The following is a 19,019-nucleotide window of genomic DNA, read 5'->3' as shown; positions in this document are numbered from 1 at the left end:
ACACACACTCGCAAAGGATTTCCATGGCACGCTACGTCCTCCTGAAACTGGGACGAAGCCTGGTGGTGGTGTGGGGCGCGTTCACCGCCTCCTTCATCCTGCTGTACACGCTGCCCGCCAGCCCGGTCGAACTGCTCTTCAACCCCGAGGAGCGCAACGACATCTCGCCCGAGGCCTACGCGCAGATCGAGCAGCAGTACGGCTTCGACCGCCCCGTATTCGTCCAGTACCTCGCCCGACTCTGGGCCGCACTGCATCTCGACTTCGGGTCTTCCGTCCAGAACGGCAAACCGGTGGTGACGGCGATCGCCGAGGCCCTCCCGAAGACCGTCGTGCTGGCCGTGGCCGCGCTGGTAATCGCGGCGCTCATCGCGCTGGCGGTCGCCTGGGTCGCCACCTACATCGAGTCCCCGTGGCTGCGGAACTTCATCGCCGGGCTGCCGCCGCTGCTGGTGTCGTTCCCGAGCTTCCTGCTGGGCCTCATCATCATCCGGGTCTTCTCGTTCCAGCTCGGCTGGTTCCCTCCGATCAGCCGCGACGGCCTGCACGGGCTCGTGCTCCCCGCCTTCGCGCTGGCGATCCCCGTCGCCGGCCCCATCGCCCAACTGCTGTTGCGCAATTTCACCACCGAATACAGCTCGCCCTATGTGCTGACGTCGTTCAGCAAGGGCCTGCGCAAGGCGACGGTGATCAACGGCGACGTCCTGCGCAACGCCAGCCTGCCCGCCCTCACCCAGGGCGGCATCATCGTCGGCGAACTGCTCGCCGGTGCCGTCATCACCGAGACGATTTTCTCCCGCAACGGGATCGGACGACTCACCGAGCAGGCGGTCCGCGCGCAAGACGTTCCCGTCGTCCAGGGCGTCGTCATGTTCGTCGCCCTCGCGTTCGTCACTGTCAACTTCATCGTCGACGTCACCTATCCCCTGATCGACCCTCGACTCAAAGCCGCCCGCGAAGGAATGTCCGTATGACGATCGACAGCGACCGCACGCTCGTGGCCGAGCCACCGGTGGCCGACCCGGTCCCGGCCGCCGTCCCGGAACTCGCCGCGACACCACCCCTCCTCCTCCCGCCACCGGTCGACTCACCGGACGCACCGCCACGCCGACGGTTCGGGGCGCTTCCCTCGCTCGTGTCCCGCCCGGGTCTCGTTCTGGCGGTGCTGGTCGTCACCCTGGCCGTCGCCTGGTGCTTCGTGCCCGGACTGTTCACCTGGAAGGACCCGTACCTCCCGGACTCCACCGCGATCCTGGTCGGCCCCAGCGCCGAACACCTTTTCGGCACCGACCGTCTGGGCCGTGACATCTACTCACGGACCGTGCACGGCGCGGTGATCACGCTCAGTGCGACACTCCTCGCCGTCGCCATCGCCTTCGTCATCGGCACCGCCCTCGGCGCGATCGCCGGATTCGTGGGCGGCGCGGTCGAACTGGTCATCATGCGTGTCGTCGACGTCCTCCTCTCGGTTCCCGGCCTGCTACTCACCATGGTCGTGGTCTCCGCCCTCGGATACGGCACCATCAACGTGGCGATCGCCGTCGGCGTCTCCGCAGTCGCCAACTTCGCCCGGGTGATGCGCGCCGAGGTGCTGCGTGTCGTCCAGGCCGACTACATCGAGGCCGCCGCAAGCATCGGCACTCCGCGACTCACCATCCTCACCCACCACGTGCTGCCGAACTCGCTCAGTTCGGTCGTCTCCCTCGTTCCGCTGCAGTTCGGTGCCTCGATCCTGGCGATTGCGGCGCTCGGCTTCCTCGGGTTCGGTGCTCCGCCACCGGAACCGGAATGGGGCCTGCTGGTCTCCGAGGGCCGTGACCTCCTCGCAGTCGCTCCCTGGATCGCTCTGCTCCCCGGTTTCGTCATCCTGGCGGTGGTCTTGTCGAGCAACCGCATCAGCCGTGAACTGCAACGTGACGGAGGCATCCGATGACACTGTTGTCTTTCGAGAACGTCGAGATCTGGTACTCCGGCCGCGGCCGGAGCGCGACCAAGGCAGTCTCCGGGATCAGCCTCGACGTGCAGGCCGGTGAACTGGTCGCCATCGTCGGCGAATCCGGTTCCGGCAAGTCCACCCTCATCCGGTCATCGATCGGCCTGTTGCCACGCACCAGCCGGGTGAGCGGTCGAATCCTGCTCGGCGGCAAAGACGTCGCCGGGTGGAGCCAGAACAAGTTTGCCCGCTTGCGGGGCAGCTATGTCGGCTTCGTCCCGCAGGATCCCGGCGTTTCGCTCAACCCTGTCAAACCGATCGGCAAGCAACTGGAGGACGCGCTGCGCAACCGACTCGGAAAGAGCCACCTCCTTCCGTTCACGACCTCGGCGCAGCGGCACAACCTGAAGTCACAGACACTGAAGTTCCTGGAACTGGCGGGCCTTCCGGATCCGTCCCGCATCTACGCGAAGTACCCGCACGAACTGTCCGGCGGCATGAAGCAACGGGTGCTCATCGCGATCGCCCTGTCCGGCGAGCCGGAGCTCCTCATCGCCGACGAACCGACCAGCGCGCTGGACGTGACGGTGCAGAAGCAGATCCTCGACCACCTCGACCGGCTCCGCACCGAACTGGGCATCGGCATCCTGCTCGTCACCCACGACCTCGGGGTCGCGCTCGAACGCGCCGACCGCGTTGTGGTGATGCGCAGCGGCGTCGTCGTCGAGGAGGGCCGCAGCGACACCCTCCTGAACCACGCAAGCGATCCGTACACGCGGCGGCTCCTCGACGCCGCTCCCGGTCTACACGTCGGAACCCTGGAGCCGCGACCGATTCGGGTCGGCACGCTCACTCCGCACTCGTCCGCTGAACGTACCTCCGCCGAGTACGCGATCGAGGTGAAGGGTGTGTCGAAAACGTTCCACGCGGCGCACAGCAGCGCGGAACCGGTGGTCGCGGCCGACGACGTCTCGTTCCGCGTCGCGACCGGAACCACGCACTCACTCGTCGGCGAGTCCGGTGCCGGCAAGTCCACGATCGCCCGGATCGTCGCGGGCCTGCGCACTCCCGACGAGGGCGAGGTCACCCTCCTCGGACAGAGCGGCGCCTGGAGCCGCCAGCAGCTGAGCAAGCGGCTGCAGTTCGTGTACCAGAACCCGTATTCCTCGCTGAATCCCCGGCTCTCGGTCGCCGACCTGATCACCGCGCCGCTGCGCGTGCACCGCAAGGACATCGACCGCAGGCAGCGGCACGCGATCGCCGCCGAACTGCTCGACGGCGTGCGGCTGGACCGCAAGTACGCCTCCCGCCGGGCCGGGGAGCTCTCCGGCGGGCAGACGCAGCGCGTCGCGATCGCTCGCGCCCTGTCCCTGAACCCCGAGATCGTCATCCTGGACGAGGCGGTGTCCGCGCTCGACGTGTCGGTACAGGCGGAGATCCTGCAACTGCTCGTGGACCTGCAGGCCGCGTACTCGCTGACCTACCTGTTCATCACGCACGACCTCGGAGTCGTGCGGCTGATCGCGGACACGGTGACGGTGATGCGTCACGGGACCGTCGTCGAATCCGGTCCGACGGCACAGATTCTCGACGCACCCAAGGACGAGTACACACGCCGGCTCGTCGACTCCGTGCCGGGCACCGAGGCGCTCCGCATCCGTGGCTGAGTTTGGTATCCAGGGATTTCACACCCACGCACAGGCGGCGCAGCCGCACTAGAACAGGCCGCTGGTCGGGGGTTCCACCCCGGTAACGAGGAATGCCCGCCATGGGCATCCGAACCCGGACGACGGGTGGCCGCGGGGTCCAGCGGTGAATTGCCCATCGCTCGCCCTGACACGCTCGGGCCACCCTCGATACCGCCTTACACGGCAGGCAAGCGCAGGTGGTCGCGCAGAGTCTCGGTCGTGTACTCGGTCCGATAGACCCCGCGTTCCTGCAATTCCGGTACGAGTCTGTCGACCAGGTCGTCGATCGAATCCTGCAGGTGGTACGGGTTGACGTTGAATCCGTCCACGACGCGATGTCGCACCCAGTACGCCCAGCGATCCGCGATCTGGCCGGCGGTCCCGGCCAGGTACCGCGAGTTCGGGGCCACTTCGAGGACGAGCTGCCGGATGGACAGCCCCTTCTCTGCCGCCAGTGCACGCCACTGGGTGATCTGATCGAGCTTGCCGGTGCGGTCCGCGATCGCCAACGTCCCGCGCGACGGATCGAGTTCTCCGTCGATCGGGTCGATGTCCGGCAACGGGCCGTCGGGGTCGTATGCCGAAAGATCCTGCCCCCAATAGTGTTCGAGGAATGCAATGGCCCGGTGCGGGTTGTAGGCGTTCTCGCGGAGCCACCGAGCCTTCTCGTCGGCGTCCTCGGGCGTGTCTCCGATGATCACGGTGACACCGGGAAGGATTCGGAGCGAATCCGTGGACCGGCCGTGGGCGGACAGTCGCGCCCGGAGGTCGCGTGCGTAGGCAACGGCCGCGTCGAACTCGTTGTTCGCCGAGAACACGACGTCGGCATGACGGGCCGCCAGGTCACGGCCGCCGACGGAATCGCCGGCCTGGAACAACACCGGCCGCCCCTGTTTGCTCGACGGAACGGTGGAGATCGCAGTGGCGTGCAGAAGGTCACTGTGCCGCGCGATGACCGCAGATCGGTCGGCGGGCAGCCAACTGTCCTGGCGGGCGTCCGTGGCGACATCAGCGAGCGACCACGCGACCCAATATTCCTTGGCCAACTCGACGAGTTCGGTGGCCCGCTCGTAGCGGTGTTCGTGCGGCAGCCATCCACCACGCCGAAAGTTCTCGCCGGTCCACGCGTTGTCGGTGGTGACGATGTTCCATCCCGCCCTTCCGTCGGACAGGACATCCAAGCTTCCCAGCCGCCGCACAAGGTCGACCGGCAGACTGTACGTGGTGTTCTGCGTGGCGACGAGTCCGATCCGGCTGGTCACCCCAGCAAGCGCCGACAGTTGAGTGATGGCGTCGGGACGGCCTGCAATGTCGGTGGCCAGTGCCGCACCGCGGTTCTCCCGCACACGCTGGCCGTCGCCGAGGAAGAACGCATCGAACAAGCCCCGTTCCAGGGTTTGAGCAACCCGCAGGAAGGTTTCCGGGGATACCTGGTCGGGGGCCTTGGCATCTTCCCACACCGTCTGCGGGCCGATTCCCGGGTAGAAAACACCGAGGTGGACCTGCGCGTCGGCATCATACGGCGCTCCGGTGTCCGGAGTGGACATGGCAAACTCCTGCCTGGTCGTGGCTAGTTGGTGGTCGATGTGAAGCGGCTGAGCGGCCGAGGTAATCCGAGCGTCTCCCGCAACGTCGAGCCCGGTTTCGGAATCCGGTGCAGTGACAACTCCTGCAATACGGGAAGGACCTCGTCAACCAGAACGGCGAGATCGGTGGTGACGACGGCGGGATGGATCCGGACACCGTCCACCTTGTCCGCCAGGGACCGCACCAGGTCGACGAAGTCCCGTGCCGAACCCGCGAATCGAAGGCGTCCTCGGTCCGGCCACGGCGAATACCCATCGAGACGGGCAAGGCGGGACTGCGCGGACTCGGTCTTCGTATCGAGAATCACCTCGACATCGGCGAGGGTCACGGCCTGCTGTCCTGCCGCCGACGTCCCGATTTCGGTCACATCCCGACCGGACAGCAGCACAATGTCGAGAAGATCCGTCACCCCCAGCTCCGCAGCTCCCACGACGACTATCTGACCCTGCGGTGAACGGGGTGTGATGAGCGGTCCGACGATGCTGAAGAACTCGCCCTCGAACCCGACGTGATGCACCTTGTCGGGATCGAGGTAGCGACCCGTCGCGGCATCGCGGATCACGGCATCGTCCTCCCACGAATCCCACAGCTGGCGGGCCAGCTCGATGACGTCTCGGACCTCGCGCTGTACGGCCTCGGGGGCACGTGGCTCGAATCCGACTGCACCATTGACGTCCGCGGAGTTGTCCGAGCCGACCACCCATGCCGCGCGACCCCGACTGCCGTGATCGAGGCTGGCCAGCTGCGTCGCGAGATGGAACGGTTCGGTGGTGAGGGCTTGCACCGTCGGCGCCACCCCGATACTGGCCGTCGTCGTCGCCACGAACGACGCACGCGTCCCAGCATCCAACCGTCCCACCGGGTACGCGCCCTCCCCCGGCACCACTCGGTCGTCGATGGTGACCAGCGCGAAACCGGCGGCCTCTGCGGTGTCCACGACCGACCTGAGGACCCGGGGAGAGAGCACATCCTCAGGCGGGCGCCCCCACACACGCCACGCGGCGGGATGACCTCCCGCGCCATCTATCTCGACTGCCAGGTGTAGCGGTTTGGGCGCTCGAACCACGACGAAAGTCCTTTCGAAGGAGTGCGGACGCGCACCGGAGACCCAGGGTCCACGGACTCCTTGCGCGCTTGCGGAATCAGTTGTCGATTCCGCCGGGTCGTCACCTGGAGCACCCCGCCGCGCGGGAGGGTTGCCGACCAGCAAGCCAGGGCTCGATGCTGGTACTCATGACCGTCGACACGAATGTATCACGGCACGTGAGACCGAAAAGCGCACCGTCACAACATGCTCAACGGTTCCTATAGCCCACGACGGGGACCGTGCGAAGCTTTACGCTCTCGGTGATTGAAATTCACCTGACGGGACACGCCATCCGCGTATGGGAGAAAGAACCGTCGGCGCAACGATGCGACATCGGGCCATTAGCCCAATCGCGCTCCAAATGGAAGAGTTTCAATCGTCGGATGACATTGAGGTTGCACTGATTTCAACCATCGACCGACGCGTCGGCACCATGGCACTGTGGTTCGTCGAATCTACGTGTATGGAGATACTGTCATGACCGAAAGCGCCACGCGCACCGAGTTCGTCGTCCGCACAGCCCAGTGGTCCGATCCCGACGCGGTGACGTTGCGGGCGGCTATGGCGGCAGAAGTCGGTCCTCGATATTCCGACCGAGTGTCGGATGCTGTTCGTGCTACCACCAATGCCGTGGATCCGGAATCGGTGCACGTCACTATCCTGGTGTACGTCAGCGACATCGAGGCTGCGGAGCCACGTGCTGTCGGCCACGCGGCCCTGCGCTGGAACGGCGACGACCTCGAGGTGAAGCGGATGTTCGTCGTCAAGGAGCACCGTGGTACCGGTGTGTCGACCGCGCTGCTGAGCGCGGTCGAGGATGCGGCACGAGAGGCGAGGCGACCGCGCTTGATTCTCCAGACCGGTGACCGGCAGCCCGACGCGGTCAGGCTGTACGAGAAGTGTGGCTACTCGAGGATTCCGATCTTCTCCCCGTATGAGGCCTTGCCCTTCTCGAACTGCTTCGAGAAGGTATTCGGGTAGGCCTGCCGAATCGAACGGCCGCCACCCACGAGCCACGGCGCATTCGTCGGCCGTCCCCGCACCCGGGGACGGCCGACGACCTGCGGTCAGACAGACGCAGTGGTGCTCGACACCGCAGCGGAGTCGAGTGCCGTCGTGTCCACCGTCTGCCCGTGCGCCGCCTCGACACCCTCACGGACCCGTCGGCCGAGACCGGCATCGACATTCGTCCAGTACTCGTACACGCGGCTCAGCACCGGCTCGCGGACGCCGTTCGACACATGGCCGACGATGTTCGAGACCAACCGGTCGCGCGCGGCGTCGTCGAGGACCTCACGCACCAGCGTCCCGGGCTGTGCCCAGTCGCTGTCCTCCGCATGCTGGATGTAACCGGCGCGGACCGCGCGGCCGTCGAACTGCCATGCGCCCTCGTCGTTGTCGGCCCGCGACGGATCGGCCGCCGGCCCGCCGTACGAGTTGGGGGCGTACACGGGGACCTCCGGGTCGTTCCACAGGATCTGCGACGCCCCGTCCTTGTACGAGTAGGAGTGCACCGGAGACTTCGGCCGATTCACCGGCAACTGCGCGTAGTTGGACCCGATCCGGTACCGGTGTGCGTCGGCGTACGAGAAGATTCGGCTCAGCAGCACCTTGTCGGGGCTCGCCCCGATTCCCGGCACCAGATTCGACGGCTCGAACGACGCCTGCTCGATCTGAGCGTGGAAGTTCTCCGGGTTACGGTTGAGGGTGAGCTTGCCGACCTCGATGAGCGGGTAGTCCTTCTGCGACCACACCTTCGTCAAGTCGAACGGATTGAACCGGTACCCCTCCGCGTCCTCTTCGGGCAGGATCTGAACCTTCACGGTCCAACTCGGGAAGGCGCCGTCCTCGATCGCGTGGAAGAGGTCGGCCCGGTGGTGGTCGGGATCGGAGCCGGCGAGCACGTCGGCCTCCGCCTGGGTGAGGAATTCGATTCCCTGGTCCGTTTTGAAGTGGAACTTCACCCACGACCGGTTGCCCTCGGCGTTCACGAACTGGTAGGTGTGAGAACCGAATCCGTCCTGGTGCCGCCACGTCTTCGGGATCCCACGATCGCCGAGCAGCCAGGTGACCTGGTGCGCCGACTCGGGACGGAGCGTCCAGTAATCCCACTGCTGGTGATTGTCGCGCAGACCCGAGTCGGGACGCCGCTTCTGGGAGCGGATGAAGTCGGGGAACTTGCTGGGATCCTTGATGAAGAAGACCGGAGTGTTGTTCCCGACGAGGTCGTGGTTTCCCTGCTCGGTGTAGAACTTCAACGCGAATCCGCGCGGGTCACGCCAGGTATCGGGGCTGCCCTGCTCACCTGCGACTGTCGAGAACCGGGCCAGCACCTCGGTCTTCTTGCCGGGCTGAAGGAAGTCGGCCTTGGTGTATCGAGAGATGTCGTGCGTGATCTCGAGTTCGCCGAACGCGCCCCCTCCCTTCGCGTGCACGACCCGCTCCGGGACGCGTTCACGATTGAACTGCGCCAGTTTCTCGACCAGGTAGTGGTCGTGGAGCAGGATCGGTCCCTGGGCGCCCGCGGTGAGGGACTCGTTGTCGCTCGCAACCGGAATGCCGGCGTTGGTAGTGGTGGGCGGAGTCTTCGTGCCGTTGCCGTTCGAATGCGGATCAGTCATCGTCGCTAACCTCCAGATGGTCGGTGATCGTTGTTTCCGTTGGGCTGTAACGGAAAATATTGAGTCGCGGGTTGATATCGCGGGTGCTGTCGGCCGACATCCGCGACACCGCCGCTGCAGCGCAGTCGCGACATGTCCTCAGGTGAGCTGGGGCGTGTTCTCCGCCAACGGCAGATCGAATCGCTCGCGCAAGGTCCGCCGGGGATAGTGATCGAGCCGGGCGCCCGCCCGCACGAGGCGCGGCACTACCTCGTCCACGAACAACCGAAGGTCGTCCGGTAGCACCGGGAGTTGCAGCGTGAACCCGTCGACGACGCCGGAGTCCCACCACTCGAGGAGGTCGGCCGCGACGTCGTCCGGCGTGCCGATCACGAGGCGGTGACCACCCTCGCTCCGGCGGGCCAGGTCCCGCAACGTGATGCGCTCCGAACGGGCGACGTCGTAGAATGCCCGGGTGAACCCGACCGGTCCACGCTGTCCGGGCACTGGTGCCAGCCGCTCGGGGTCGACGACATCATGAGCGGCGAGTCCGTCCAGTGCCGGGCTCAGTCGGCGGACGAGGGCGCCGATGAGCGACTCCTCCCCGTCGTGACCGTTGAGCCGCTCGTGCAGACTCCGCGCCTCCGCCTTCGTCTCCGCGATGACGGGAACGAGACCTGGAACGAATCGAATCGACTGCGGGTCACGGCCATGGGCCAGTGCCCGCTCACGCACGTCGCTGGTGTAGTCGCGTGCTGCTCCGATCGACAAGAGTGGCGCGTAGATCAGGTCGGCGTGCCTGCCGGCGAAATCGATGCCCTGCTCGGAACCGCCGGCCTGGGCGATGAGCGGGTAACCCTGCGGACCGAGCGGCACGTTGAGCGGACCCTGGACGTGGAAGAACTCTCCGGCATGCGCGATCCGGCGAGCGCTGTCGTCGTCCCAGAGTGCGCCGTCGGCGCGCGGAAAGCCCTCTGCACGGACGTCCCAACTGCTCCACAGTCGTTTGACGACGGTGATGAATTCGTTCGCACGCCGGTACCGCTCGTCGCGGTCGGGCAGGGAGTCGCGACCGAAATTTGCGGCGACGTCGGGATTGAAGCTGGTGACGGCGTTCCACACCACACGGCCACCACTGATGTGGTCGAGCGTGGCCAGCCGACGCGCCAGATTGTAGGGCGAGTTGTAGCCGGTCGAGGCCGTCAGCAGGAACCCGATGTCGGGGACGTTCGCTGTGAGCGCTGAGAAGAGGACCAGCGGATCGAACGAGTGAATCGGCCGAGACGTGGTGTCCCGCTGCAGAGCCGGATGATCCGAGATGAACAGTGCGTCGAGCGCGCCGGAGTGCGCGATCTCGGCGGCCTCGAGGTAGTGGCCGTAGTCGAGGAACCGATCCCAGGGACGCCCCTCCGCTCTCCACGACTTCGCGCTGTAGCCGGTGCTGTTGATTCCCGCATTCAGGATCAGGGGCCGACGTCCGGCAGTGGTCATCGCGGTTCCTTTCGACGTGAGAGATCTGGATCAGGCGAGCGGCGCGGAGTGGATCTCACGGACGGCCTTGGCGATGCGCTGCGCCCCGAGCCGGAGGTTGTCTTCACTCTGGTTCGTGAAGCCCAAGCGCAGGCTCCGTGCGTAGAGTCCGCTCGCGGCGGGATCGAAGTAGCGGCCCGAGGAGAAGTCGACGCCCAGCACGTTCGCGGCGGCGCGGACCTCCGCGAGATCGATGCCGGGGTCGGTCACCGTCGCCCAAGCGAAGATTCCGCCCTCGGCCTGCGGAATCGACACCACGTCACCCGCCTCGGTGGTGAGAACGTCGGCCAGCAGATCCGCTCGCTCCCGGTAGAGGGTGCGGGCGTTCGCGACGATGCCGTCGAACAGTCCTGGCCGACCGAGCAGATGCGCCACGGCGGACTGGGTCACCAACGATGGATGCTGATCGAGGTTCGCGCGTAACCGCAACAGTCCGGCCTGGAGCCAGGACGGGGCGACAGCCCATCCCAGTCGGAGCCCTGGTCCGAGGGTCTTGGAGAAGGTATTGATTCGCACCACACGGTCGCTGTCGAGCGGGAAGTCCGGGACGGCCGTGCCCCGGAAACGGAGTTCGCGGTAGGGATTGTCGGAGACGACGACGAATCCGTAGCGCTCGGCGAGGGCGACCAGCCGCAACCGGTCCTCGGCTGCGAGGGTCGTGCCGGTCGGATTGTGGAAGTCGGGGATCACGTAGAACAGCTTCGGGATCCGCCCCGCCTGCAGATGGCCCTCGAAGACGTCGAGGTCCAGTCGGCCGCCGGTGTTGAGCACGGGTAGGACCTGGGCACCGTAGTGGTCGAGCACCCGCAGCGCAACGGGAAAAGTAGGGCTCTCGACGGCCACCAGGTCGCCGGGGTCGAGTAGTGCGGCAAAGACCAGGCTCAGTCCGTGCAGGGCACCGTTGGTAACGACCACCCGGTCCGGATCGACGACACCGGACTCGTCGCTCTCCCGCCCCGCGATCCACTCGCGGAGGCTGGCGATGCCTGGAGCGACCGAGTATTGCAGCGCCCGAGCTCCGGTCGGGGGTGTCGCGAGGGCGACGGCGAACGCGGTCGCCAGTTCGTTCACCGGGAGCGCCTCGTCGGCGGGGACCCCTCCCACCAGGCGGATCGCGTCGGGTTGCAGCGAGTCCGGCGGCGGTCCGAACCCACCCGCTTCGAGCGGGCGAGTGATCAAGCGGGACAACGAGGACGGAGGAGAGGATGTGAGGCTCGTCATGTTCGAACTTCCTTCGTGGGCGGGAGTGTACGACGGATCACGCAGCGAGGAGGCGGTCCGGAATCGCGGGGAGGCCGAGATTCCCTCGAAGCGTGGCGGATTCGTATTCGGTGCGGAACAGTCCGCGCTTCTGCAGGATCGGGACGACATGCTCGGTGAACGCCTCGACACCGCCCGGACCCTGCCCGGGCATGACGATGAACCCGTCGGCACCGCCCTCGACGAACCACTGCTCGAGCCGGTTCGCGACCTGTTCGGGTGAGCCGACAGCACGACCGTGACCTGCGGACCGTTGCTGCAGTGTGATCAACTGCCGAACCGTCCAGCGTTCGTCCACCGCCAGTTCGCGGAACACACCGTACCGACTCTGCCTGCCTTGTACCGATGCGACCGGTGGCAGCCACGACGGCGGAATCGTGTCGTCGAGCGCGAGGCCGGACAGGTCGACGCCGGCCAGTTGACCCTCGAGCGCGGTGCGGGAGGCATCACTGTAGTGCTGCTCGAACAGGTCGTCGTCGATCCGCGTGGCCTCGTCCTCGGTGCCGCCGATCGTTGTACTGATCCCGGGTAGGACGAGGATGTTCGCCGGGTCGCGGCCCGCTGCCGCGGTCCGGGCCTTCAGGTCGCGAGAGAAGTGCTGCGCTCCGTGCAGTGTTTGCTGCGCGGTGTAGACGCCCTCCGCGAACGCGGCAGCGAACGCCTTGCCGTCGTCGGACGATCCGGCCTGGAACAGCACCGGATGGTGCTGTGCGGACGGCGGCAGCGGAAGGGGCCCTTCGACGGTGTAGAACTCGCCGCGGTGGTCGATCGGGACAGCAGACCGGTCGTCGACCCACGAGTTCCACAGCGCCTGGACAACGGACACATGTTCGAGTCCTTGCCGGTACCGTGCCTCGTGTTGGGGCAGCGGTGCGTCGCCGAAGTTGCGCTCCCCCGCAGCCGACGTCACCGCGTTCCACCCCACGCGGCCACCGGAGAGGTGGTCCAGCGACTGAAACTGTCGCGCAAGGTTGAACGGCGCGGTGAACGTCGTCGACACCGTCGGGACCAGCCCGATGTGGTCCGTCACGGCAGCGACCGCCGAGAAGAGTGTCAGCGGTTCCGGTTTCGTGCCGAGCTCGGTGTCGGAGGTCAGTCCGTCGGCAGCGAACAGGACGTCGAACTTCGCGGCTTCCGCAGTCCGGGCGAGATGGATGTAATGGTCGAGGACGCGGCCGGGATGCCGAACGTCACCGGGACGGATCTGCCCGCGGGCACCGTTACCGGGCGGGTTGGTGAGGAGGCCGAGCCGGATCTGCCGGCGTGCGGATTGTGCTGACACGATTCTGTGCTCCATTGTCGTTGTGCGGCGGGCTGAATCACGCAGAAGCTGTCCTCAGTCTCCAAGCCGCCCCGCCCACCTACAAGAGTTTGTCTCGCACCGATCCGAAGCTGCCGATGCTGCAGCGCCGACGGCGGGGCCACGGAACCGTCATTCTCGTCTCCTGCGGCCGTCCCGGACGGCACATGCCAACGACGACAACAGCATTCCGGCGCACACTGCAAGCCCCGCCGCCATCGCACGGCCGTAGTTCCCGGCGTCCGCGGACAGGACCCCGAGATACAGGCCGGGCACCGCGGCGAGGCTGACGGTCGCCGACAACCGCTGCGACAGCTGCAGGAATCCCACGGCCACGCCGCTCACACCGGCCGGCGCATGCTCGAGCGTCATCGCACGGTTGGGGGCGTCGACGAATCCGCTCGCGACCCCGGACAGAACCGCCAGCGCGGCGACCACCGCGAGCACCGACGTCCGCGGCAGCACAGTGACCGCGAGCACGTATCCGGCGACCACGAACAGTTCCGCGACGATGGCACCCACCACCGCGGCGCGACCGAACCGGGCGACCACCCGCCAGCCGACTGCCGAGGTCACCGCCATCATCACCGAACTTCCCGACATCACCAGGGCCGCGTGCAGCGGTGCGATGCCGAGTCCCTCGATCAGATAGAGGCTCATCACGGCGTTCATCGCCAGGAGGGCGCCGAACCAGAACAACGCGACCGCCGTACCCAGTGTGTAGCCACGTGCCCGCATCAATGCAGGCAACAGCACCGGCGTGCCGCCGCGACTCGCGTAGCGCCGTTCCCACCAGCGGAAACACCCCAGAGCCAGGATCGAAACCGACACCGACAGCACCGCTCGCGTCGCCCCGAAGTGCGACACCATCGGCAACAGCAGAAGCGTCGTCGCAGCCGCGATCAGCCCGAGACCGACGACATCGACTGTCGCCCCCGACCGGGAGCGGCTGTCACGACGCAGGAACAGCGCGCCGAGCGCAACGGTGACGACCGCGAACGGCACGTTCAGCACAAGCAACAGCCGCCACCCCCAATCGGGACCCCCGACCCCGAGGAGCACACCACCGACGATCGGACCGATGAAACCGGCGAGCCCCCCGGCCGTTCCGTATGCCGCGAGTGCCTTGACTCGACGAGGCCCGGAGTAGCGGTCGGAGATGATGCCGAGGACCTGGGAACTGACCACTCCCGCCCCGACGCCCTGGCCGAGGCGGGCCGCAACGACAGTCCACGGCTCCGCGGCGAGGGCACCGACCAGGCCCATGACGGCGAACAGGCTCAAACCCGCAAGGAACAGCCGCCTTCGGCCGATCAGATCCCCCATCCGCCCCGCGGGGACGAGGGCGAGACCGAAGGTCAGTGAGTAACTCGCCAGAATCCACTGCACGTCCGCCGTCCCCGCATCGAGGGACGACCGGATGGCCGGCAAGCCGATGCCCAGCACAGCGGAGTCGAGGAGTGTGGTGAAACCGGCGGCGGCGCAGACGAGCACCTCCCGACGTCCCGCCGTGTCGCGAAGCGCCGGTCCGGCATCGGTGCGTTCCGGTGCTGTGTCGAGGTCGGTCAGGATCGGCCTACCGATGCTCGCCCGCGGCGGTGCGGATGTCGTCGGCGTCTGCGAGCGCCACCACCCGCCCGGCCTCGGCCACGACCACCGGCCCCCGGTGTCCGCCGATTCGCCGCACTGCCACCGACAACTCCTCGGTGACTCCCACGACGGGCAGCGGCTGAGCGACGTGCGCGCCGACCGGGTCGTCGTCCGGAGCGTCCGACAGCGCCTCGGGACCGACGGCCCCCAGGATCTCCGCGACCACGATCGGACCGGTACCCGGGCGCGCCAGCACGACGGGTAGCGCCGGGGTGTCCGTGAGCAGGTCACCTGCCACGGCCACGGTCACGGTCGACGGCACTGTCCGGGGTGCGATTCCCCGGCCACCCAGTGCGTCACCCACGACGGGTCCGCTCGGGGCGTGGTAGAGCGGGAAGCCGAGCCGTCCGAGCCACTCGTTGTCGAAGTACTTCGACAGGTACGCCCGGCCCGAGTCCGGGACGATCACGACCACGACGTCGTCCGGGCCGAGAGTCCGCGCGACCCGCAGGGCGGCGGCGACCGCGGTGCCGGCGGAACCCCCGACGAGGAGTCCTTCCTCCCGGGCGAGGCGGTGCAGCACCGTGAGGGCCTCGACGTCCGTGATCCGCTCGAGTCGGTCGACGACGTCCGGGTGGTAGGAGTCCGGCCACTCGTCTGTCTCGGTCTGCGGGTGCAGGAAGTGGCCGACGGATTCGATGTACCAGGCCCGGCCGTCGCCCCCGCCGTACACGGAGGTTTCGGGGTCCGCGCCGACTGTCTGCACGGCACCGCCGGAGACCTCGGCCAGGAACTCCCCTGTCCCCGTGATGGTCCCACCGGTTCCGACTCCCGCCACGAAATGGGTGACCCGGCCCTGAGTCTGACGCCAGATCTCCGGTCCGGTCGTGGTGCGGTGCGCGTCCGGATTGGCCGGGTTGTCGTACTGACCGGCGAGCCAGCCGCCGGGAATCTCCGCCGCGAGCCGAATGGCGACGTTGCGGACGAATTCAGGATGATGACTGGGCCGTCCGCCGGGCGTCACATGCACCTGCGCCCCGTGCGCGCGCAGCAACCCGATCTTCTCGGCGCTGGTCTTGTCGGGCACGACGACGACCGAACGGTAACCCCGGGCGGCAGCAACCAACGTCAGACCGACCCCGGTATTGCCCGACGTGCCTTCCACGACGGTGCCCCCGGGTAGCAACTCTCCCGATTCCTCCGCCGCGCGAATCATGGCCAGGGCGGCACGGTCCTTCACACTTCCGCCGGGATTGAGGAACTCGAGCTTGGCGTACACCGTCGCGGAGATGCCTTCGGTGACCCGGTTCAACCGAACGAGGGGCGTGTTGCCGATGGCATCGGTGATCGAGTCGTAGACGCCGAGGCTCGCAGCATCGACTGTGGGTGGATCGAGGATGGTCATGCGTCTACCTTTCGAGGCCGCGCCGGTGTCACTCGATCAGCATGGCAAGGACGGTCGCCGAACAACAGGATTCGAGTCACGCCGATCGGATCTTCGCATCCTCGAGATTCGAATTCTTCTCCGGCGACAGCCGATCGGCTGTACTACGGGACGACCCGAGACCGAAGGGGGTAGTCGAAAAGATGTCGACACCGGTGACAACACTGCAGCGTCACGACACAGAGCTGTGGCAGTGGCGACTGTCGGCGCGTTGCCATGAAGAGGACGCGGAGATCTTCTTCCCGGCGGACGCCGAACGCAGGAACGCGCGCTTCGAGCGGGAAGATCTCGCCAAGGAGTTCTGCCGCGGCTGCGCGGTGGTGGAGGAATGCCTCGCGTATGCGCTCGACACCGGCCAACAGCACGGAGTCTGGGGAGCGACGACGCCGGGGGAACGGCTCGCTCGACAGGGTCGCTGAGCTACGTTGAGCGCGAAAGCCGAGTTATATTCGCAAAGAATTGATTTGGTGCGCCGCTCCCGGAAAGCAAGTACGTTCAGTATGCCGCGGTCTTGGGAGAGGCTGCGGTGACATGCGGTGTTCGAGAAGAGGGGTAAGAACACCGGACGTGGTGGATGGCCCCGTCAGCGACGTCTCCTCGAGACGCGTTGGCGGGGCCTCCGCCGGCCGTCGTGTTACGCGGCGGGGCTCCGTCGCAGCTCCGGCCGGGCCAGCGCCTCGGGAATCTTTCCGGTGTCGCGCTCGGTGAACACCGTTCCGGGCGAGACGATTTCGTCGATCCCGTCCAGCACTTCACCGGACAGTGTCACATCGACGGCATCCAGATAGCTGTCGAGGTGCTCGATGGTGCGTGGTCCGACGATCGCGGATGTCACATCGGGATGGGCCAGCACGAACGCCAAGGACAGTTGGATCAGGCTGATGCCCAGTTCTTCCGCCAGCACGGCAAGTGCGTCCGCGGCTGCGAGCTTGCGGGCGTTGGCCGGTGCGTCGATGTCGAAGCGGCCCTTGATCAGTTCGGCGCGGTACGACTCCGGCTGCGGAGCACCGATCCGGTACTTCCCACTGAGCCAGCCCGCGGCGAGCGGACCGTAGGTGATCACGCCGAGCCCGTACTTGCGGGCGATCGGCAGGGTTTCCCGTTCGATGCCGCGGATCAGCAGCGAGTACGGAACCTGCTCGCTCGACGAGCGCTGCAGGTTCCGGGAGTCCGCCACCCACTGGGTCTCGACGAGTTCCGCGGGCGAGAACACGGAGGTTCCGTAGTAGCGAATCTTGCCCGCCCGAACGAGATCGTCGAGTGCTCCGACAGTTTCGCCGATCTCGGTGTGCGACTCGGGCCGGTGGACCTGGTACAGGTCCAGGTAGTCGGTGCCGAGGCGCCGAAGACTGCCCTCCACGGCCTCGGTGATCCATCGACGCGAATTGCCGCGATGCTGTGGATTGTCGTCGACGGCGTTGTGAAACTTGCTCGCCAGGAACACGTCGTCGCGGCGGCCCTTCAACGCCTTCCCGACGATCTCCTCGGATTCCCCGCGCGAGTAGGTGTCTGCCGTGTCGACGACGTTGATGCCTGCGTCCAGCGCCCGGTGGATCACCCGGATGCCGTCCTCGCGCGTAGTCTTGCCACGGGCCCCGAAGTTCATCGTGCCCAGCGTCAACGGGCTGACCTTCACACCCGTGCGTCCGAAGACGCGGAAGTCCTGCAGTGCCATCAGTGGTCGTCCTTCGCTGTGGTGGCGCGACGGCGAGTTGCCGCGTCGGTCAGTGACGGCGGAAGGTAGCCCTCGTCCGCCGGGCTGATCGTGACTCCGGGGGCGACGATCTCGTCGATACGGTCGAGGATGTCGCTGCCCAGTCTCACGTCGACGGCACCGAGCTGACCCTCGAGGTGCTCGAGGGTCCGCGGCCCGATGATGACGGAACTGACGGCGGGATGCTGGAGGACGAAGGCCAGGGAGAGGTGGATCAGCGACAGGCCCGCGTCGTCGGCCAGCTTCTGCAGTTCCTCGGCGGCGGCCCGCTTGCGCTGGTTGGCGAGCAACTCCGGGTCGTGGCGGTGCGGCTGCCGGGTCAACCGGCTCGACTCCGCGGCATCCGTCTCGCCCGCGCGGTACCGGCCCGACAGCCAGCCCCCGGCGAGCGGGCTCCAGGTGAGGACGCCCAGCCCGTACTTCTCGGCGATCGGCAGCGTGGCGCGTTCGGCGGCCCGCGCGAGAATGGAGTACGGCGGCTGCTCGGTGACCGGACGCTGCAGGTGGCGCCTGTCGGCTGCCCACTGTGCTTCGACCAGTTGGTGCGGCTCGAACGTGGTGGTGCCGAAGTAGCGGATCTTGCCCTGCCGCACGAGGTCGTTCAACGCGCCGAGGGTCTCGTCGAAGTCGGTGTCGGGGTCGGGGCGGTGGATCTGGTAGAGGTCCAGATGATCGGTCTGCAACCGTCGGAGGCTGCCCTCGATCGCCTTGAAGATCCAGCGCCGCGAGTTGCCGCGATGGGTGGGGTCGGACCCGATCTGGCCGTGGAACTTGCTGGCGAGGACCACGTCGTCGCGGCGGCCGTGCAGCGCCTTCCCGACGATCTCCTCGTTCTCGCCCTGCGAGTACACGTCGGCGGTGTCGACGACGTTGATTCCGGCGTCCAGCGCCCGGTGGATGATCCGGGCGGCGTCCTCGTGGTCGGTGTTCGCCCAGGACCCGAAGTTCATTGCGCCGAGCGTGAGCGCGCTGACCTGCACACCGGTCCGTCCGAGGTGGCGATACGTCATGATCTGGTTTCTGCTTTCTGTCGTGGCAATCATCTGCGGGAAAACGTGTTGATCGGTTCGCGGAGACCGAGGTGGCTCCGGAGTGTGCGGCCGGTGTAGTCGGTGCGGAAGAGCCCGCGGGCCTGGAGGATCGGGACGACGTGGTCGACGAAGTCTTCCAGGTACGAGGGCAGAACGGCCGGGATGACGGTGAACCCGTCGACGGCGCCCGACCGCCACCACGTCTCGACATGGTCGGCCACCTGCTCCGGAGTACCGACCACCACGCGGTGCCCA

Annotated in this window: 16 protein-coding genes and 1 riboswitch; of the genes, 5 read left to right on the top strand and 11 right to left on the bottom strand. The window is 67.0% G+C overall.

The window, feature by feature from the left end; all coding sequences use genetic code 11:
* Positions 1-23: 23 nt before the first annotated feature.
* Genes BLV94_RS44110 through BLV94_RS44100 form a run of 3 tightly spaced genes read left to right on the top strand, consistent with a single transcriptional unit; the run spans position 24 to position 3,600 of the window.
* A complete protein-coding gene (locus tag BLV94_RS44110) occupies positions 24-974 on the top strand; it encodes an ABC transporter permease (RefSeq protein WP_072941282.1) in 951 nt (316 codons plus the stop codon).
* Positions 971-1,933, top strand: a complete 963-nt coding sequence (locus BLV94_RS44105; protein ID WP_083395856.1) for an ABC transporter permease — start codon at positions 971-973, stop codon at positions 1,931-1,933. Before BLV94_RS44110 ends, BLV94_RS44105 begins: the two co-directional genes overlap by 4 nt.
* Positions 1,930-3,600: an ABC transporter ATP-binding protein gene (locus tag BLV94_RS44100; RefSeq protein ID WP_072941283.1), complete on the top strand. Its 1,671-nt coding sequence runs from the start codon at positions 1,930-1,932 to the stop codon at positions 3,598-3,600. Before BLV94_RS44105 ends, BLV94_RS44100 begins: the two co-directional genes overlap by 4 nt.
* A gap of 197 nt (positions 3,601-3,797) precedes the next feature.
* Here the strand turns inward: BLV94_RS44100 and BLV94_RS44095 are convergent, their stop codons facing one another.
* Positions 3,798-5,168 (bottom strand): NtaA/DmoA family FMN-dependent monooxygenase, encoded by a 1,371-nt coding sequence (locus BLV94_RS44095; RefSeq protein WP_072941286.1) that lies wholly within the window; start codon positions 5,166-5,168, stop codon positions 3,798-3,800.
* A 23-nt stretch (positions 5,169-5,191) separates the two neighbouring features.
* Positions 5,192-6,199, bottom strand: coding sequence for an LLM class flavin-dependent oxidoreductase (locus BLV94_RS44090; RefSeq protein ID WP_425272519.1), 1,008 nt, complete (start codon positions 6,197-6,199; stop codon positions 5,192-5,194).
* A 134-nt stretch (positions 6,200-6,333) separates the two neighbouring features.
* Positions 6,334-6,447: riboswitch (SAM riboswitch) on the bottom strand.
* Between the two features lie 325 nt (positions 6,448-6,772).
* Here BLV94_RS44090 and BLV94_RS44085 point away from each other — a divergent pair.
* Positions 6,773-7,276 (top strand): GNAT family N-acetyltransferase, encoded by a 504-nt coding sequence (locus BLV94_RS44085; protein WP_072941290.1) that lies wholly within the window; start codon positions 6,773-6,775, stop codon positions 7,274-7,276.
* Between the two features lie 86 nt (positions 7,277-7,362).
* On the opposite strand, the gene BLV94_RS44080 is transcribed toward BLV94_RS44085, so the two are convergent.
* The 6 genes from BLV94_RS44080 to BLV94_RS44055 all read right to left on the bottom strand — a co-directional run bounded on the left by BLV94_RS44080 (position 7,363) and on the right by BLV94_RS44055 (position 15,980).
* Complete coding sequence (locus BLV94_RS44080) at positions 7,363-8,916, bottom strand: catalase (protein ID WP_072941293.1); 1,554 nt, start codon at positions 8,914-8,916, stop codon at positions 7,363-7,365.
* A gap of 138 nt (positions 8,917-9,054) precedes the next feature.
* Positions 9,055-10,386: an NtaA/DmoA family FMN-dependent monooxygenase gene (locus BLV94_RS44075; RefSeq protein ID WP_072941295.1), complete on the bottom strand. Its 1,332-nt coding sequence runs from the start codon at positions 10,384-10,386 to the stop codon at positions 9,055-9,057.
* A 30-nt stretch (positions 10,387-10,416) separates the two neighbouring features.
* Positions 10,417-11,646 carry an aminotransferase-like domain-containing protein gene (locus tag BLV94_RS44070; protein WP_072941296.1) on the bottom strand — a complete coding sequence of 410 codons (1,230 nt, stop codon included), beginning with the start codon at positions 11,644-11,646 and terminating at the stop codon, positions 10,417-10,419.
* A 37-nt stretch (positions 11,647-11,683) separates the two neighbouring features.
* Positions 11,684-12,967, bottom strand: coding sequence for an NtaA/DmoA family FMN-dependent monooxygenase (locus tag BLV94_RS44065; RefSeq protein ID WP_208613727.1), 1,284 nt, complete (start codon positions 12,965-12,967; stop codon positions 11,684-11,686).
* A gap of 150 nt (positions 12,968-13,117) precedes the next feature.
* Positions 13,118-14,479: an MFS transporter gene (locus BLV94_RS44060; RefSeq protein ID WP_072941299.1), complete on the bottom strand. Its 1,362-nt coding sequence runs from the start codon at positions 14,477-14,479 to the stop codon at positions 13,118-13,120.
* 82 nt (positions 14,480-14,561) lie between these two features.
* Positions 14,562-15,980 (bottom strand): PLP-dependent cysteine synthase family protein, encoded by a 1,419-nt coding sequence (locus BLV94_RS44055; RefSeq protein WP_072941301.1) that lies wholly within the window; start codon positions 15,978-15,980, stop codon positions 14,562-14,564.
* Between the two features lie 194 nt (positions 15,981-16,174).
* On the opposite strand from BLV94_RS44055, the gene BLV94_RS44050 reads away from it, so the two are divergent.
* On the top strand, positions 16,175-16,438 hold the full coding sequence (locus BLV94_RS44050) for a WhiB family transcriptional regulator (protein ID WP_244163789.1): 264 nt from the start codon (positions 16,175-16,177) through the stop codon (positions 16,436-16,438).
* 215 nt (positions 16,439-16,653) lie between these two features.
* Here BLV94_RS44050 and BLV94_RS44045 read toward each other — a convergent pair whose 3' ends face one another.
* From BLV94_RS44045 to BLV94_RS51220, 3 genes are read right to left on the bottom strand one after another with little or no spacing between them, the layout of a single operon-like run.
* On the bottom strand, positions 16,654-17,694 hold the full coding sequence (locus BLV94_RS44045) for an aldo/keto reductase (protein WP_072941302.1): 1,041 nt from the start codon (positions 17,692-17,694) through the stop codon (positions 16,654-16,656).
* Positions 17,694-18,743, bottom strand: a complete 1,050-nt coding sequence (locus BLV94_RS44040; RefSeq protein WP_072941304.1) for an aldo/keto reductase — start codon at positions 18,741-18,743, stop codon at positions 17,694-17,696. Before BLV94_RS44040 ends, BLV94_RS44045 begins: the two co-directional genes overlap by 1 nt.
* A gap of 29 nt (positions 18,744-18,772) precedes the next feature.
* Positions 18,773-19,009, bottom strand: coding sequence for a hypothetical protein (locus BLV94_RS51220; RefSeq protein WP_244163788.1), 237 nt, complete (start codon positions 19,007-19,009; stop codon positions 18,773-18,775).
* Positions 19,010-19,019: the final 10 nt, after the last annotated feature.

The sequence above is a fragment of the Rhodococcus koreensis genome (genome assembly GCF_900105905.1).
In the GTDB taxonomy this organism is placed as follows: domain Bacteria; phylum Actinomycetota; class Actinomycetes; order Mycobacteriales; family Mycobacteriaceae; genus Rhodococcus_F; species Rhodococcus_F koreensis.
This window is presented reverse-complemented; position numbering and strand designations above follow the sequence as displayed.